The organism is Plesiocystis pacifica SIR-1 (genome assembly GCF_000170895.1).
In the GTDB taxonomy this organism is placed as follows: Bacteria; Myxococcota_A; Polyangia; order Nannocystales; family Nannocystaceae; genus Plesiocystis; species Plesiocystis pacifica.
Genome location: NZ_ABCS01000015.1, coordinates 21971 through 38997 on the forward strand (window position 1 = coordinate 21971; position 17027 = coordinate 38997).

Genomic DNA, 17027 nt, shown 5'->3' on the forward strand with positions numbered 1-17027 from the left:
CATGTTCGCGTCACCCCCTCGGAGGCGGGGCTGAAACCAGAGGGACCAGTCGACTTTCGACTGCGGACTGTTTCCAAGGTCGGGAACACCGCCCAGCCGCAGCTGGGCGCTCCCCGAGTGGGCGGACGGCGCTCAGCCCCCAGTGATACCGTGGTCAACGCGGGCCCCTTGCAACCCCGCAGCGCCCGCGCACAAGGCTCATGACCGAGGTCTTCTACGACCAGCTGCTGCTCGATCTAAAGCGTGACGACCAGGGCTCGTGCACGGTGACGATCCGCGTCGAGAGCGGGCGGAGCCAGGGCGCGCAGGCCGACCTCGACGCCCGCGTGAGCCTCGACCCCGACGCCCTGCGCGTGTGCGACACGGCCGAGCGCTACGCGCAGACGCTCACCGAGCAGCTGTTCGCCGCCGCCGAGCTGCGCGAGTGCTTCGTCGAGGCCGAGAAGACCGCGCAGACCCGCGGGGACTTCCTGCGCGTCGTCGTCCGCATCCACCCCTCCGCGGACGACCTGCACGGGCTGCGCTGGGAGCTGCTGCGCCACCCGGTCACCGAAAAGCCCCTCGCCACCAACGAGCGCGTGTTGCTGTCGCGCTTTTTGTTCTCCGACAACGAGCGCCCCGTGGAGCTGCGCAGCCGCCCGCAGCTGCGCGCGCTGGTGGCCATCGCCGCGCCGGTCGGCAAACGAGCCGAGCGGACCAAGCTCGCGTCCGTGGACTTCGAGGCCGAGCGCGCCCGGGCCGAGGCTGGGCTCGAAGGCATGGCCATCGAGGTCCTCGGCGGGCCCGAAAATCCGTGCACGCGCGCGCGCTTGCTCGACGCCCTGCGCGGCGAGGTCGACGTGCTCTACCTGGTCTGTCACGGGCGCTTTAGTCGGCGCAACGAGGGCGAGTGGCGGCTGATCCTGCAAAACGAGGCCGGCGACGTCGACTACGTCGGGGACCTGCTCGATCAGCTCGGCAACCTCCAGCGCCTGCCCCAGCTGGCCATCCTGCTCTCGTGCGAGAGCGCGGGCGACGGCCGCTACGAGCCCAAGCCGAGCATCCAGCAGACCCTCGCGGGGGGCCTGGCCAAGGCCGGCGTGGCGGCGGTGGTCGCCATGCAAGGCCGCATCTCCATGGCCACGGCCGAGCGGATGATGCCGGTGCTGCTCCGGCAGCTGCAGGCGGACGGCCGCGTCGACCGGGCCCTGGCCGCCGCCCGAGCCCTCGTCTGGGACCGCCACGACGCGTGGATGCCCGCGCTCTACAGCCGGATGAAGTCCGGGCAGGTGTTCGCCCCCGAGCCGAGCGCGCGACCCCTCGCGGAGCGCCTCGACGAAGCCTTCGCCGCCGACCCCCTGCCGTCCTCGGAGGAGGTCGAGCCCGACCCCGACCTGTTCCAGCGCGACGCGCAGCTGGCCGCCCTGCACGAGGCGCTGCGGGAGTCGCAGGGCCAGGGACCGCGCGCCTGCGTCATCCGGGGCGACATGGGCACGGGCAAGACCGAGCTGGCCCGGAGCTTCGTCAGCCAGGCCCTGCGCGCCGACCCCTCGCTGATCGCGGTCGTGGCCGACGACGCCAGCTTCCTCCAGCGCAAGAGCACCTACCTGGCGATCCGCGAGGCCTTGAAGCTGCTGTTCGGCGGCATCGAGGCCGGCCGGCTGCTCTCGGAGTCCGACGCCGAGTCGGTCCAGCGCTGCCGCGCGCTGACCACGGAGCTCGCCGAGCCGCTCGTCGAAGAGGTCCCCACGCTGCTGTCCTCGATGCTCTCGACCACGGCCCCGCTGCGCCGCGCCCTCGCCGAGGACGGCGCCCAGGAAGGCATCGGGCTCGAGGCCACGCAGATCTCCCAGGACGACCTGCGCGAGCAGTTTTGCAAGCTCCTGCTCTCGCTCCAGGGCGCGCGCCCGCTGCTGCTGGTGTTCGAGAACATGCAGTGGGTCGACGACGTGTCCATCGGCCTGCTGCAGGATTTTTTGAGCCGCAAGGCGAGCGCGCGCGTGCTGTTCGTGTTCACCTACCGGCCCGCGGATCTGGTCATGGAGGGCAAGCAGCAGCACGCCTTCTCCCGGCTCCAGCGCAGGCTCGAGCGGGACAAGATGATGCTCCCGGCCCTCGACCTCGACGCCATCGAGGCCCGGGAGCGGCGGCGCTTCGTCGACGCCTTCATCGACGCCGAGTACGCGCCCAACGCCATCGACGAGGACTTCCGCGAGTCCCTGTTCGAGCACACCCAGGGCAACCCGCTGTTCGTCCGCGAGCTGATCTGCGCCCTCGAAGAGCGCGGCGCCATGTTCGAGGACGCGGCCCAGGGCTGGACCGTCGACGCGGGCTTTCGCTGGGACGAGTTCCCGCGCAGCCTGGAGTCGACGGTGGAAGAGCGGCTCTCGCAGCTCGACGACGAGCACCGCGAGATCCTCGACGTCGCCAGCGTCGACGGCCTGACCTTCCGGGTCAAGTCCCTGGTCGAGGTGCTCGGGCAGAGCGAGCGCCAGCTCGAGCGCCAGCTCAACCGCTACCTCGAAGAGCGCCACCGGCTGGTCGAGGACGGCGGCGTCCAGCGCCTGGGCGAGCAGCGGACGACCCTGTTCCGCTTCTCCCACCCGCTCGTGCGCCAGTACATCTACGACGGGCTGAGCCGGTCCGAGCGCAGGCGCTACCACCGTTACGTCGCCGAGCAGATCGAGGCGCTCTACGAGGGCAGGCTCGACGAGGTCGCGATGCTCCTCGCCCACCACTACGAGCAGACCGGCGACAACCTCGACGCGGCCAAGTACCTGCAGATCGAGGCCCGCCACGCGGCCCGGGTCGGGGCCAACACGACGGCCATCGAGCACCTCCAGCACGGCCTCGAGCTGTGCGCCACGGCCGACCCGGAGGAGGGCGAGCAGACCCGCATGCAGCTCGAGCTCGACCTGCAAAACGACCTCGGCGCGGCCTTCAAGGTCGAGCAGGGCTGGCTCGCCGACGACACCGTCCAGGCCTACCAGCGCGCCCGCGAGCTCGCCGAGCACCTCCTCGATGACGCCGAGCTCGCGCGGACCCTGTTCGGCCTGTGGGCGCCCCGGATCTGCCGCGGCGAGCTGCCCGAGGCCAGCGCGCTGGCGACCCAGTGCCTCGCCATCGGCCAACAGCGCGGGGACACCGGGATCATCCTCCAGGCCCAGGCGGCCCTGGGCAACACCTTGTTTTGGAGCAGCCGGTGGGAAGACGCCGTGGCGGCCTGCTCCCAGGTGCTCGAGCTCTTCGACCCCGCCGTCCACGGCGAACACATCGCGGAGTACGGCCAGGATCCGCGGGTGCTCGCCTACATGTTCTTGACCCTGAGCCTGAGCATCCTCGGCCGCGTCGACGAGGCCCTCGACCAGCGCGAGAAGATGCTCGAGCTGGTCCGCGAGCTCGAGCACCCCTTCACCCTGGCCATGGGCCTCAACACCGCCGTGTGGGTGGCCTGGCAGCACCGCGACGGGCCCGGCTGCCAGCACTGGGGCACGGAGCTGGTCCAGCTCTACGCCCAGCGCCACCTCGCCCCCATGTACCTGAGCCTGGGCCAGATGTACGCGGCCGCGGGGGATGCCCTGGTCGGTCGAAGCGTGGGCAGGCTCGCGATCATCGAAAAGGCGTGGGAACAGCAGGTCGAGCGCGTGCCCGTGGTCCAGTCCATCTACCGGCTGATCGAAGCCGAGATCCGCTCGGGCACCGGCGACATCGACGGAGCCCTCGAGGCCATCGAGGAGGGCAAGCGGGGCGACGAGCGCCAGGGCCAGGACTGCTACCTCGCCGAGCTGCTGCGCATGCAGGCCCAGTGCCTCGCCGAGCGCGATCCGCCTCAATCGCTAGAGCTACTCGAGCAGTCCATCGCCGTGGCCCAGCGCCAGGGCGCTCGCTTGTTCGAGCAGCGCGCGCGCGCGCAGCTCGAGAGGACCCAGGGGTGAAGCGCGAGGGTCGCTCCGAGTCCTCGATGTCCGGCAGGGAGGGCGCGGCGCGCCCACGACGACCAAAACAGCCAGCGCACTCGCTTTTTCGGATGGTGGGCCGGCCCGAGCGTGCTACTTCAACAAAGGACCATGGCCTACCTAGCTGATGACGGGGAACGCATCCTCGACGCCCTGATGGCAATGGTCGTCGTCGACGGGGAGATCGATCGCGACGAATTGGCCCAGGTCAAAGGCGTGTATGTCGATTTGACCGGGGAAACACTCGACCCCGCCGCGCTCGCGTCCCGTGCAGCGCGCCGCCTCCACTCCGACGACCCCGCCCAGCTTCACCCCGACCTCGGCGTCGGGCTCGACGAGGGCGCCAAGCGCCGAGTGATGGCCGCCGCCTACGCCGTGGCCGAGGCCGACGGCTTCGTCCTCGAAGAAGAGGACCAGCTGCTGCTGCTGCTGAGCCGAGCCCTCGGCCTGAGCGAGGACGTCTATCGCCTGGCCATGTCGGGCCTACTGTCGACGAGCTCGAGCTGACGCGGCGGCCTCGCCCACCGAATCCCACCTCGCGCCCACCTCGCGCAGGGGCCCCGCTCGGGGCTCGCCACCCCAGGGACCATCCTTGATGTCTATCCAGTCTGACGCTTCTTTGCTGTCCATGGCCGCCATCGTCGATGACAACTTGAGCCGCCTCGACGAGCGCGAGCCCGCGGCCCTGCAGCTGCGCTTGAACGGCCGCGAGCTGTCCTACTACGGCAAGGCCGTCAGCATCTCCACGACCTCGAGCAAGCGAAACCGCAAGCTCAAGAAGGCCATCGAAGAGGAGATGGCCGCCGGCCGCCTGCCCCCCGGCGCGGGCGAGCTCATCGTCGAGTGGGGGCCCCTCGACGGCCCCCGCGATCGCTTCTTGATGGTCGAGCACGAGGGCAAGCGCAACTTCATCAACGTCAAGCTCAAGGGCCCGCGGGCCAAGAAGGGCAAGGGGCCCGGGCGCGAGCAGGTGTTCGTGACGGGGACCTGCCTGTTCGGCAAGCACGGCGTGCGCGCGACCACCGATCGCGGGAACACCCTCCACCTGTGCAGCCCCAGCGAGATGCGCAACGCGACGGCGCAGACCCACGGCGTCATCGAGAACCTCGACTTCATGGACGGGCTGCACGGCTACGAGGTCCAGAGCACGCTCTTGCGCCAGGGCGCGCTGAGCTGGTGCGGGAGCGAGCAGGTGTTCTTCAACGCGCCCTTCATCCCCTATGTGCTCTACGGCCGCGGCGCGCTCGAGCGGGGCCTGCTGAACCGCCGCACCTTCCTCGACTATGTCGATAGGCTCGCGGCTCGCGTCCAGGACGTCATCGACTACGAGCGCGGCGTGGCCGAGTGCGCCGTCGTCCCCCTCGATCCCCTCTACCCCTTCCTCGACGACCTGCTCGACACGGACCGGACGCTCGAGGACTTCGTGCGTCGCCTGGTGGCCCACGATCCGTGGTGGGGGGCCTACCTCGGCGAGGACACCGTCGAGGACTTCGAGAGCCTCGGCTTCGCCAGCTACGTCAAGGTCTACCACGACCTCCTGTCCGCCCCGGGCGACATCGATCTGTGGGCCGTGGAGATGCAAGAGGAGATGCGGATCATGAAGATCGCCTACGCCGCGATGCGCGACGGGAAGCTGTCCATCCCCAAGGGAAACAACCGCACCCTGGGGCTCTACCCCTTCGTCCAGGTCGTGTCTCCAAACGCCGAGGGCCAGTGCAACATGGCCTTTTACTCCGAGGAGTACGGGCGCCGAGACCTGGCCCGCGAGATCCTCGAGCGGGCCACCCGCTCGGTCCCCAAGGCGATCGTGCGCGACGCTCAGAGCACCCTGATCGACCTCGAGCGGCGCCGATCCGCGGGCGCGCAGACCCACGCAGAGGCGGCCGAGCCCCTGCGGGCCCGCCTCCCCTTCTCGCAGGCGGCCGGCTCGGCGAGCTGAGCTCTGTTTTGCCCCCACAGGCGTCTGGGACCGGGGGCGCTTCGTCGCTCCGCTCCTCCGCTTTGGCTTGGTGGGCAATGGAGTTCGTGCCGTTGAGAGGGCATGTGGTCGCCCCCGCAAGCGGGGGCGTGGATTCGCTGACAGTCTCTGATACGAAACTGACCGCTCGGTAGTCCGCGGGGGGCTGTTTCATCCTTGGTAGGCCGAAGCCTCGACTTCGGTGAGGGCTGATAAGAAACTGACCGAGCGGTAGATGGCCTGGGCGCCGTTTCATCCCCGGTAGGCCGAAGCCTCGCTTCGGTGATGGCTGATAAGAAACTGACCGAGCGGTAGATGGCCTGGGCGCCGTTTCATCCCCGGTAGGCCGAAGCCTCGCTTCGGTGATGGCTGATAAGAAACTGACCGAGCGGTAGTCAGCCTCCCGTTCCTTGGGCCGTAGCAACCTGCGTCAGGTCAACTTCGTAGCCGAGGTTCTCGAGCTTCCGCACGAGTCGCTTGAGAAGCTTGTTGCGATCGAGGCGGTCGAAGTAGTCAGGCCCAAGGTCCCTGTAGGGCGCGCCTTCTCGCAGCATGTAGTAGACCGCGGTCAAGATCGAAGCGGCTACTGCCATGACTGCCTTCTTGGGCCCTCGTCGGCTCTTGAGCCGAAGGAACTGGGCCCGAAGGTACGTTCGCTTCGCTCGGGTCGCGCACCATGCCGCCTGGACGAGCTGTGTCTTGAGCCACGGAGCCCCCATCCGTACGCGAGTCGAGCGACGCTTGCCTGCGCTCTCGTCATTACGTGGACACATCCCCGCCCACGACAAGAGATGCTTGACCGAAGGAAACCTCGTCATGTCCGTGCCGAGCTCCGACACGATGACCTCGGCGATCGTCGTGCTGACACCAGGAATTGTCGTGAGCAGCTCCACCGCCTCTCGAAACGGCTCCTTCGCGTTGCCGAGCTCGGCATCGATCTTCTCGATCGCCTTCTCGATCGCCTGGACCTGTCGGTAGTGAAGCTCGAGCAAGAAGCGATGAGATGGATCGAAGTGACCCCGCAGCGCCTCGATGACCTCCTGCCGCGAAGCTCGGAGTCGCGTTGACGCGAGGCCGGCGAGCTCTTCGGGGTCCGTCTTGCCTTTGATGAGCGCTTCGAGGATTGCCCTCCCGCTCTTCCCCATGACATCGCTGAGGACCGATGTGAGCTTGATGTTTGCGTCCTGGAGGACCTTCTGCAGGCGCTGGATGTGACGGGTCTTCTCGTGAACGAACTGCTTGCGCGTCCGAGTGAGCGAGCGCAGGTGCTGGATCCACGACTCGGGCACGAAGCTGGCTCGCACCAAACCGTGGGCGAGCAAGTCGGCCAACCATGTCGCGTCGTTGATGTCTGTCTTGCGACCCGGGACTGCCTTGACGTGCAGCGCGTTGGCCAGGGTGAGCTCGAAGTGACCATCGAGCACATGCCACACGGGCTTCCAATAGACCCCCGTAGCCTCCATGATCACATGGCTGCACCCATGCGACTGAATCCAGTCCCGCAACCTCTGGAGCTCGCGGGTCGTAGTCTTGAAGGTCTCGACGTGCCGAGTGACCTCGCCATCGTGGGCAAGTCGAACACAGGCAACGACGCTGTCCTTGTGAACGTCGAGACCGGTACAACGGGGATGTAGAACTTCCATGGCTGGCTCCTGCGAGAGAACTCGACGAGGAGCTCGCCATCTTCGAAGTCTGATACGCGTGATCCCGGCCAGGCCGTGTCACAAGTGGAGGTGCTCGCGGAGCTCCGGGTCCGACTGATCTACGGGCTTACCCTGCACCAAGAGAAAACCGACCTCCGTGCGTCGAGGGGCCATCATCGCATGCTCGGGAGAGCTGCCGCGTACTACGCCGTTTCATCCTTGGTAGGCCGAAGCCTCGCTTCGGTGACGGCTGATCTGAGCGCTCGAGGGCCGGACATGAACCTGCTCAAAAAGCTCCAGCATTGCGTCGGCGTGGCGTCGTCCACGACGGCTAAAATGGACAGAGGGTTGGCCAAACTCGTCTTGGCCGACCCTCTGAGCTCCCTCCACGCGCTCGTGCAGCTCGAGGCACACCTGCGGAGGATTGGCGCGTCACGCAGTGATGCCGAGCTCGAGCTCTATCGGCGGGTCGACCAAGACGAGTTCTGGCGCCCCCACCAATCGACATGGCGGTGCGCTCACCCGCCCGCGAGGGCGATGAAGATGTACATCAACACGCGCAGGACGATGGCCGAGAGGAAGCCATGGTTGGCGCCCTGCTTGGTGTCGGCCTTGCCGACGGCGAGCACGATGGCCCAGCCGATCAAGCCGAAGAAGAAGCCGACCGCGGCGCCGCCCCAGTAGGTGCCCTGGGGCTCTTCGTCGAAGTTGATCTGGGTGTCCGTCCAGGGATCCGAGCCGTTGCTCGGCGGCGGTGCAGGGCTGGCGTAGGGGTTCGGGTCGCCACTGTTGGGCTGCATGCCCCGACGATAGCGTCAAACGCGTGCCCGGTGACTGAGTCTCAGATCCTCGCGCACGCGGCCTGGCGCTCCCGCTACCCTGGCCCAGACCGGTTCAGCTCACTGCATCGGCGTGATGCCGCCGCGGCGGGACCCCGTGGGCTTGCTCGAGCCCGTCGTCCCGCTCGAGGCCTCGCGCGCCGCGTCGTCGATGAACTGCACCTCGGAGACGTACCAGTCACCCCACTCCATGCGCATTTGCACGGCGATGCGTCCGCCCTTGCCGATGTCCGCCGTGACCACGGCCTTGGGCGCGCCCAGGGAGGGGCTGACGTCGACGCGCTCGATGTTCGAGCGCACCCCGGCGAGGCGCTCGACGATGTCGACGAGGGCCATGGAGCGGGCCGTGTCCAGGCTGTAGACGTGCTGCACGGCGACGAGCAGGGCCTCGCGCTGGCCGTAGTTGCCGAACCAGCGCGCGGCCATGTAGGTGCTGCCGATCTCGTAGAAGAAGGCCTGGACCGCGTCTCGGGAGATGGTCCCGCTGACCCCGAGGCGGCGCATGACCTCGTCGGAGCCGGTGTGCGCGACCATGGACTCGAGGGTCGCCAGGGGCGGCTCGGAGACCATGCGGTCGGCGACGAGCTCGTCGATGGCGGCGAGGAAGCCCTGGAGCACCGAGCGCTCGGAGCTGCGCTCGATGAGCACGTCGATGGTCCGGCCGCGGATCTCCCGGGCGTGGCTCGGCGAGGTCAGCCGGGCGAGCTCGTCGACGGAGCCCGTGCCCAGGGCCGCGAGGTACTCGAGCGCCCGGCTCTCCGCGCGCGCGCGCTGGTCGAGCTCCGACTCGAGCTCGGGGCGCTCGTCGAGCATGCGCACGGCCTCGGCGATGGGGATGGCGAAGCCGCCTTTTTGGTCGCGCCAGGTCCAGGTGACCACGCCGATCACCCGGCCGTGGTGATCGAGGACCGGGCCGCCGCTTTGGCCCTGCTGGATCCGCGCCGTGACGCCCACGAAAGAGCCCGGGCCGACGTTGGGGTTGTAGACCTCGAGGCGCTCGACCGCGCCCGTGTGCGCGAGCAGGCCCGGATCCTCGTCCATGGTGGCCGCGTCGTCGGGGTCGACCTCCCGGGACAGGATGACCACGCCTTCGCGCTCGTCGACGTAGTCGCTGACCGGGGTGCGCTTGCGCGTGGCCAGGCCCAGGGCCGGCAGGGTCTCGTCGGTGTCGATGTGCAGCAGGGCCAGGTCGCGCTGGGGGTCGATGTAGACCACCTCGACCATGGAGTACTCGGGCACGCCGTCGAGGCCGGGGAACTGGACCTTCTCGATGTGGTCGGCGTCCTCGACCACGTGGCGGTTGGTGATCATGTAGCCGGCCGAGTCGATCACGAAGCCCATGCCGCGGCCCTGGTCGGTGATCACCACGCCGATCGACGCGGCCGAGCGGTCGGCGACGACCCCGGGCGCGAAGCTGCGCGCCTTTGGACCCTCGGCGACCCGCACCCCGCCCAGATCGCGGCTCGCCGCGCAGCCCGTCCCCACCGCCCCGAGCACCAGCGCAGCGGTCAGCAGGCGTGCGGAGACTCGACGGGCTTTGGCGAGCGCAGTCACTGCAATTCAGACTACGCCCACGGCCGCCGCGATGCCACTGATTTAGCGCTCCTCACCGGTCTGGACCGGTTCTGAGCGCCCGTCTGCGCCCGCTCCCGCCGAAGCGGGGGGCGCGAGCGAGTCGGCGCTCGGATCCATCCCGGCGCCAGCCTCGTTGGCAACCGATTCCCCCGGCTCCGTGTCGACCGCGACCGTCGTCCCCGGACGGTGTTCGACGACGAAGCGGACCTCGACCCGGGAGCCGACCCGTGGCTGAGACGGCGCGGGAGTCACGGGCTCGGGGCTCGGCTCCGGCTCGGCCTCGCCCCCGACCTCGCCCTCGGCTCCGGTCTCGCCCTCGTCCAGCAGATCATCGAGCCGCTCCAGGGGCTGAGCCCGCGGGCGCGGATGGTGCAGACCGAGGCGGGCCTCCACGAAGATCAGCCGCGTGCCCGGATCCACCTGCGGCGCGATGCTGTCGACCCGTCCGCGCACGACCGTGGGCACGCCGCCGACGTTCTCGATGGTCATCTCGACGATGGCCCCGAGCTGCAGCAGGCTGCTGCGCGACTCGGGCACGGCGAAGCGAACCAGGCGCTCGTCGGAGATCAGCTCGAGCACCGGGTCGCCCATGCCCACCGTGGCCCCCTCGTCGACGTAGCGCTGGGACACGGAGCCCTCGAAGGGCGCGCGCAGCTGGGCCTCGGCCATGCGCGCCTCGGCCTCGCTCATCTTGGTGCGCTGCTCCCTGGCCGAGGCCCCCGCGACCCGCCGGCGCGCCTCGGCGACCTTCTCGGCGTAGCGGCGCTCGCGGAGCTCGGCCTTGGACACGAAGTCCTCGATGGACTCGACCTCGGCGCGGCTGCTCTTGGCCTGCTCGAGCTCGAGCTCGAGGCGCTCGAGCTCGGCCTTGGACGCCTTCCAGGCCGCCGTCGCCTGGTCGAACTCGCTCTGGTCCCCGCGGATGTCCATCTGGGCCACGAGCTGACCCAGGCCGACGCGATCGCCGACCTTGAGGTCGAGGACCTCGACGCGGGCGAAGTTGTTGCTGACCAGCAGGACCTCGGCCGCGGGCACGACCACGCCGAGCATGGCCTCCTCGGCCCGCTCGCGCTCCCAGGCCTGGATGCCCACGTCGACCGCCGGGCCCATGCGCGCGCCCAGGCCCCGGGCCGGCGGCGGCCCCTGCTCGCTCGGCTCGGCGTCGCAACCGAGCAGCCCCAACAGCCCCAGTACAGCCAGGCCGGTCAGCCCCCTCAGCCACCGCGACGCGCTCACGACTCCTGCCCCTGTCCCGCGTAGAGCTTGGCGTAGACCTTGCCGCGCGCGAGCAGCTCGGCGTGGGTCCCCGACTCGACCACCCGACCCTCGGACAGGACCAGGATCTCGTCGGCGTCGATGACCGTGCTCAGGCGGTGGGCGATGACCACCCGGGTGCACTCGAGCTCCGCCAGGGAGCGCTGGATCGCCGCCTCGGTCACGTTGTCCAGGTTACTCGTGGCCTCGTCCAGGAGCACGATGGAGGGCTTGCCGGCGAGGGCCCGGGCCAGGGCCAGGCGCTGGCGCTGCCCGCCCGAGAGCGAGGCCCCGCCGTCGGCCAAGATGGTGTCGTAGCCCATGGGCAGGTCCATGATCTCGTCGTGGATGGCCGCGAGCTTGGCCGCGTCCATGACCGCCTCGAGGCCGATGCCCGGCTGGGCCAGGGCGATGTTGTCGCGCACGGTCATGCCGAACACGTCGCCGCGCTGGGTGACCACGCCCAGCTGCTCCCGGACCGAGCGCAGCTCGAAGTTGGCCAGGTCGCGGCCGTCGTAGAAGACCTTGCCGTGGGTCGGCATGTAGAGCCCGACGAGCAGCTTGGCGAGGGTCGACTTGCCCGCGCCCGAGGCCCCGACGATGGCCACGAACTTGCCCGGCTCGATGTCGACGCTGATCCCGTCGACGGCGAAGGGCGTGCTGTCCGAGTAGCGGAAGCTGACCCGGCGCGCGCTGATCTGCCCGCTGAGCCGGGGCGCCCGCTCGACCTCCCGGCCGTGCTGCTCGGCCTCGGTGTCGAGCACGTCCTCGATGCGCTCGAGGTAGCTGCCCAGGACCTGAAAGCGCATGGCCACGCCGACCAGGCCGTTGAGCGGGCCCAAAAAGCCCCCGGCCAGCGCGGCCAGGCCGAGCATCCCGCCCAGGCTCGTGCTGCCCTCGAGGACCAGCTTGGCCCCGACCCCGAGGATGATCAGCGGCGCGGCCATGGCCAGGGAGCCCAGCAGCGAGCCCACCCAGGCGTCGAGGCGACCGCGGCGCAGGGACACGTTGAGGTTGTCGACGAAGAGGTTGGTCCAGCGCTCGACGGCCCGGAACTCGGCGCCCATGCTCTTGAGGGTCTCGATGCCGCTGATCAGCTCGATCTCGTAGCCCGAGGTCTTGGCCTGGACCGCGAGGCTCTCGGCCATGAGCTCGTGCTGGCGCTGGCGCGTGGCGAAGTACAGCGACAGCTGCAGCCCCGCGATCAGCAGGACCACGAAGCCCATCAGCGGGCTGAGCCAGAACACCATGACCAGGTAGAGGCTGACCAGGGTCCCGTCGAGCACGGCCGACATCGCCCCGGAGGTCAGGATCTCTCGGACCGTCGTGTTGCTGGCCAGGCGCATCATCAGGTCGCCCGTGGACCGGCGCTGGAAAAACGAATAGGGCAGCTCGACGAGGTGGTCGAGGAAGCCGACGGTCATCTGCGCGTCGAGCAGGGTGCGCAGCTGCAGCAGCAAGTTCGCGCGGATCAGGCTGCTGATGAAGTGGAAGAACACCATCGTGCCCAGGCCGACGCCGAGCACGAGCATCAGGTCGAGGTCGCGGCGCGGCAGGATGCGGTCGACCAAGAGCGTGGTCATCAGCGGCAGCGTCAGCGCGAGCAGCTGGATGAGCACGGACATCAGCAGCGCCCGGGACCACAGCTGGGGGTAGCGGCGCATCAGCGCCACGTAGCGGGCGATGCCCTTGCTGCCCCCGCGCTCGTCGCCGCGGACGAAGGCCTCCCCGGGCTCGAGCAGCAGGGCCACGCCCGTGCACGCCTTGTCGAACTCTTCCTCGCTGACCACCCGCCGACCCAGGGCCGGATCGACGATGCGCACCGAGGTGTCCGCCCCGCGGCGCTCGATGCCTTCGAGGACCACGAAGTGGTTGAACTCCCAGTGAAGGATCGTCCCGCGCGGGCACAGCTCGACGTCGTCGATGTCGTCGATGCGGACGCCGCGGCCGCGCAGGCCGTAGCTGCGCCCGGCCCGGAGGATCGCCAGGGCGCTGACGCCGTTCTCGTCGGCCCCCGCGGCCTCGCGCAGATCCTCGAGGGCGACGATGTTGCCGTGGTAGCGCAGCACCATCGCCAGGCAGGCCGCGCCGCAGTCGGCCTCGGTCATCTGCTGCACGTGCTCGAGGCGTCGGGCGCCGATCGCCCCCAGCCGCCCGAGCGCGGGAAATCTCTGCCACAGCGGTTCGTCGCGGGTCTCGCTCATCACGGCTCGGGTCGGTCAGCTTAGCAGCCTGCGCTCGGCCGGGAGGCCGCGGCCGCTCAGACTGCCCAAACTAGCAGCCCCCGGCGCCCGAGCCAGCGTGGCAGCTCGGACCCGCGCGGTGCCGACCCCTCGGCGTGGCCACCCGGCCTGTCAGGTCCTGAAGCGGCCGAACTCAGCGCGGATCGGTGGCGTGGAGCCTGCGCCCCTCGCGAGCGAGCTCGCGGAGGTTCTCGCCGTCGATGGAGGCCGCGTCCCGGCCGCCCAGGGCCTTGGTCAGCGAGCGCCGGTAGTTGTCCACGGCTACGTAGTACTCGGGGTCCTCGAGCACGTTGACGTCGCAGATCTTCTCGGCGCGGCGGATCAGCTTGATGCAGTCCGGGCTCAGGTGGCGCAGGCGCAAGCGCTTGTTGGCGGCCTGGTAGCGCTCGGCGAGCTTGTTGATGGCCTCGATGGCGCTGTGGTCGGCGATGCGCGACTCGGCGAAGTCCACGACGACCTCGTCCGGGTCCCCGGCGACGTCGAACTTCGAGGCGAACAGGGTGGTCGAGCCAAAGAACAGCGGGCCGTAGATCTCGTAGTGCTTCACGCCCTGCTCGTCGACGTGCTTGCGGGCGCGGATGCGCAGGGCGTTCTCCCAGGCGAACACCAGCGCCGAGACGACCACCCCGCACAGCACGGCGACGGCCAGATCGAAGGCCACGGTCAACCCGGTGACCAGGCCCATGACGGCCACGTCGGCGACGGGGACCTTGTTGAGGATGCGGAAGGTGTTCCAGGCGAAGGTGCCGATGACCACCATGAACATCACGCCGACCAGCGCGGCGATCGGCACCATCTCGATATAACGCGCGCCGAACAGGATGAACATCAACAGCCCGACGGAGGCGACGATGCCCGACAAGCGCGCGCGGCCTCCCGATTTGATGTTGATGATGCTCTGGCCGATCATCGCGCAGCCGCCCATGCCCCCGAACAGGCCGTTGGTGATGTTGGCCGCCCCTTGGGCCAGGCACTCCCGGTTCGCGTCCCCGCGGCTGTCGGTCAGCTCGTCGATGAGGTTGAGGGTCATGAGCGACTCGATGAGCCCGATCGCCGCCAAGATCCCCGCGTAGGGGAAGATGAAGGCCAGGGTCTCGAAGTTCAGCGGGATGACCGGGACGGCGAAGCTGGGCAGGCCCGCCTCGATGCCGTCGCCGCCGCGATCGGCGATGAACGACGCCACCGTGGGCGTGTCGATCCCGGCGACGATCGTCACCAGCGAGACCGCGAGGATCGCCGTCAACGCAGCGGGCACCTTGGTCGTCAGGTGCGGCAGGCCCACCATGATGGCCATGGTCGCGGCCGTCAGGCCCAGCATGACCCCGAGCTCCGCGCCCCCGAGCCAGGTACCCGCGCTCTGGAACATGCCCAGCTGGGACAAGAAGATGACGATCGCCAGCCCGTTGACGAAGCCCATCATCACGGGGCTCGGGATCATGCGCACGAACTTGCCCAGGCGCAGCCCGCCCGCGGCGATCTGCAGCGCCCCCGCGAGGATCAGGGTCGCAAACAAGTACTGGAGCCCGGCGTGGTCCCCCGCGCCGCCCATGGCGTTGCCCTCTTTCACCAGCGAGACCATGACCACGGCCATGGCCCCCGTCGCCCCGGAGATCATGCCTGGGCGGCCGCCGAAGATGGAGGTGATCAGGCCCATCATGAACGCGCCGTAGAGGCCGACCACGGGGGGCACCCCCGCGACGAAGGCGAAGGCCACCGCCTCGGGGACGAGGGCGAGGGCTACCGTGAACCCGCTCAGGATGTCCGCGCGGACGCTCCCTGGCTCTTTGCTGATGAACATGGGCAGATCGCTGTCGGTCCCGAGAGGTCGGGGCTCGACAGGGCGGCGTCTCTACCCGACTCCCCGCCCCCGCACAACTGCGCCGATCCCATGGACGCGTGCGTCACCGTGGGCGCTGCCTCGAGAGAAGCCGTCGTCCACGGCTTTGCCGCGCGCCGAGCCCGTGAACGGCGCGCGGCTCGACGACGGCTCCGCGCCTACAACTTCGCCGTGTCGAGGTGGATGAGCCGCGCGTGCAGGCTGTCGGACTCGAAGCCCTCGGTCTGCTCCCGAGTGCCCAAAGTCAGCGTGGTCCCGAACGCGCTCAGGTCGAAGCTGCGGTCGCCGGGCCAAAACTGCACGGCCTCCATGGGCATGATGGCGTCGGCGTCGATGGTCATCGCCTCGCCCACGGTCCCGGTCTCGACGTCGGCCTCGGCCAGGTGGATGCGCGCCGTCGACTCGTCGGAATTGATCGACGGGTAGCAGTCGCAGTCGGGCAGGCCGTTCTCGCTGCAGTCGAGGGTGTAGGTGTACTGGCGGTCGTACTGGGTCTCGACCCAGGCCACCCACAGCCGACCGTCGCTGGTCTCGGCCACGTCGAAGGCCTCGTACTCCAGGCCCGCCGACTGCTCGTGGCAGGCCTCGCTGCACGACTCCCCGGGCGCGACGTAGTGGTGATCGGGGCAGTCCCGGACCGGCGCGGCGGAGTCGGGGATGGTCACGTCGAAGGTGCTCACGCCGTCGCCGGCCAGGCCCCGCAGGTGCAGGCCGTCGCCTTGCCGGGCGACGACCGTGACGAGGGCTCCACCAGCGGCGGGCGCCGGCTTGGCCAGGGGCAGGGGCAAGAAGGTGACGTCGCCGTAGTCCGCCGCGACCATGCCCAGGTCGACCTCTTGGCCAGCGACCTCGGCCATGAGGTGGCCCTCGGTCTCGATGTGCGACTGGTAGTAGCGGACCAGGTCGCCGCCGCGATCGAGGCCAAAGTCGTGGTGACTCCAGGTGTTGTCCACCGTCACCGAGCTGCTCGTCCACTCGCCCGGGCCGGTGCGCACGGTCTCGTGCTGCGGGTCGCTGTTCGGGCCCGCGTGGAACTCGTAGTAGATGTGCGGGCGGTCCTCGAGGTCGAGCTCGATGCCAAAGATCTCGCGGATGTCCTCGTCGACGATGGCGAGCTCCGTCGCGTAGCCCTCGCCGTCGGGGTAGGCGTAGGTCGCGTCGTAGCCGTCGTGGGTCACGAGGTGCACCGCCCCCGTCGAGTCCTGGGCGATTTCCGTGACCGAGAACACCGGCGCCACGTCGAGGCGCTCGACGGCCTCGCCCTCGACCTCGAGCATCAGCACGCCCTCGGTCCACAGCTCGACCAGCGTCGCCTGGCCGTCCCGGCCGGCCACGCTGATGCCTCCGCTCGTCGTGAAGCCACCGCAGCCGCCACACTCGATCTGCACGTCCACCGCGATGGCGCAGTCGGGGCCCGGGCAGCCCGGGAAGCTCTCGTGGGTCGCCGGTGTGGCCGTGCACTCGAGGCTGCACTCGCCCCCCTCGTCGGCACCTTCATCGGTGTCGGTGTCGGTGCCTTCGTCGGCGTCGTCGCCCGTCTCCCCGGACTCGTCCGCGGGGGTGTCCTCGACCGCGCAGGCCAGGCTGAGCGACGCGAGGCCGGCGAGGGTGAGCAGGGAGAGCAAGCGGGGGGAGCAACGCAAGGCCATGACACAAACACGGTTCCACCCACGGACTGAATCGATCATGTGTTCGATCCCAGTCGCAGGCCGTGAACGGCCTTCGCCGCCCCAGAGGCTCTGGA

At 69.4% G+C, this 17027-nt stretch carries 10 protein-coding genes; 3 read left to right on the plus strand and 7 right to left on the minus strand.

Going from position 1 to position 17027, the window contains the following annotated elements:
* Positions 1–200 precede the first annotated feature (200 nt).
* The 3 genes from PPSIR1_RS09890 to PPSIR1_RS09900 all read left to right on the plus strand — a co-directional run bounded on the left by PPSIR1_RS09890 (position 201) and on the right by PPSIR1_RS09900 (position 5874).
* Positions 201–3914, plus strand: a complete 3714-nt coding sequence (locus PPSIR1_RS09890) for an ATP-binding protein (protein WP_006970892.1) — start codon at positions 201–203, stop codon at positions 3912–3914.
* Positions 3915–4046: 132 nt separating this feature from the next.
* Positions 4047–4442 (plus strand): TerB family tellurite resistance protein, encoded by a 396-nt coding sequence (locus PPSIR1_RS09895; protein ID WP_157595384.1) that lies wholly within the window; start codon positions 4047–4049, stop codon positions 4440–4442.
* A gap of 88 nt (positions 4443–4530) precedes the next feature.
* A complete protein-coding gene (locus PPSIR1_RS09900) occupies positions 4531–5874 on the plus strand; it encodes a hypothetical protein (protein ID WP_157595385.1) in 1344 nt (447 codons plus the stop codon).
* A 413-nt stretch (positions 5875–6287) separates the two neighbouring features.
* Here PPSIR1_RS09900 and PPSIR1_RS09905 read toward each other — a convergent pair whose 3' ends face one another.
* The 7 genes from PPSIR1_RS09905 to PPSIR1_RS09935 all read right to left on the minus strand — a co-directional run bounded on the left by PPSIR1_RS09905 (position 6288) and on the right by PPSIR1_RS09935 (position 16932).
* Positions 6288–7535: an IS110 family RNA-guided transposase gene (locus tag PPSIR1_RS09905; protein ID WP_006970895.1), complete on the minus strand. Its 1248-nt coding sequence runs from the start codon at positions 7533–7535 to the stop codon at positions 6288–6290.
* A 518-nt stretch (positions 7536–8053) separates the two neighbouring features.
* A complete protein-coding gene (locus PPSIR1_RS09910; protein ID WP_006970896.1) occupies positions 8054–8335 on the minus strand; it encodes a hypothetical protein in 282 nt (93 codons plus the stop codon).
* A gap of 99 nt (positions 8336–8434) precedes the next feature.
* Positions 8435–9928 carry a S1C family serine protease gene (locus PPSIR1_RS09915; protein ID WP_157595386.1) on the minus strand — a complete coding sequence of 498 codons (1494 nt, stop codon included), beginning with the start codon at positions 9926–9928 and terminating at the stop codon, positions 8435–8437.
* A gap of 42 nt (positions 9929–9970) precedes the next feature.
* Positions 9971–11185 (minus strand): efflux RND transporter periplasmic adaptor subunit, encoded by a 1215-nt coding sequence (locus PPSIR1_RS09920; protein ID WP_157595387.1) that lies wholly within the window; start codon positions 11183–11185, stop codon positions 9971–9973.
* Positions 11182–13407, minus strand: coding sequence for a peptidase domain-containing ABC transporter (locus tag PPSIR1_RS09925; protein WP_006970899.1), 2226 nt, complete (start codon positions 13405–13407; stop codon positions 11182–11184). The genes PPSIR1_RS09920 and PPSIR1_RS09925 overlap by 4 nt, the downstream gene beginning before the upstream one ends.
* Before the next feature lie 172 nt (positions 13408–13579).
* Positions 13580–15244, minus strand: coding sequence for a SulP family inorganic anion transporter (locus PPSIR1_RS09930; RefSeq protein WP_006970900.1), 1665 nt, complete (start codon positions 15242–15244; stop codon positions 13580–13582).
* A gap of 197 nt (positions 15245–15441) precedes the next feature.
* Positions 15442–16932: a hypothetical protein gene (locus PPSIR1_RS09935; RefSeq protein ID WP_006970901.1), complete on the minus strand. Its 1491-nt coding sequence runs from the start codon at positions 16930–16932 to the stop codon at positions 15442–15444.
* Positions 16933–17027: the final 95 nt, after the last annotated feature.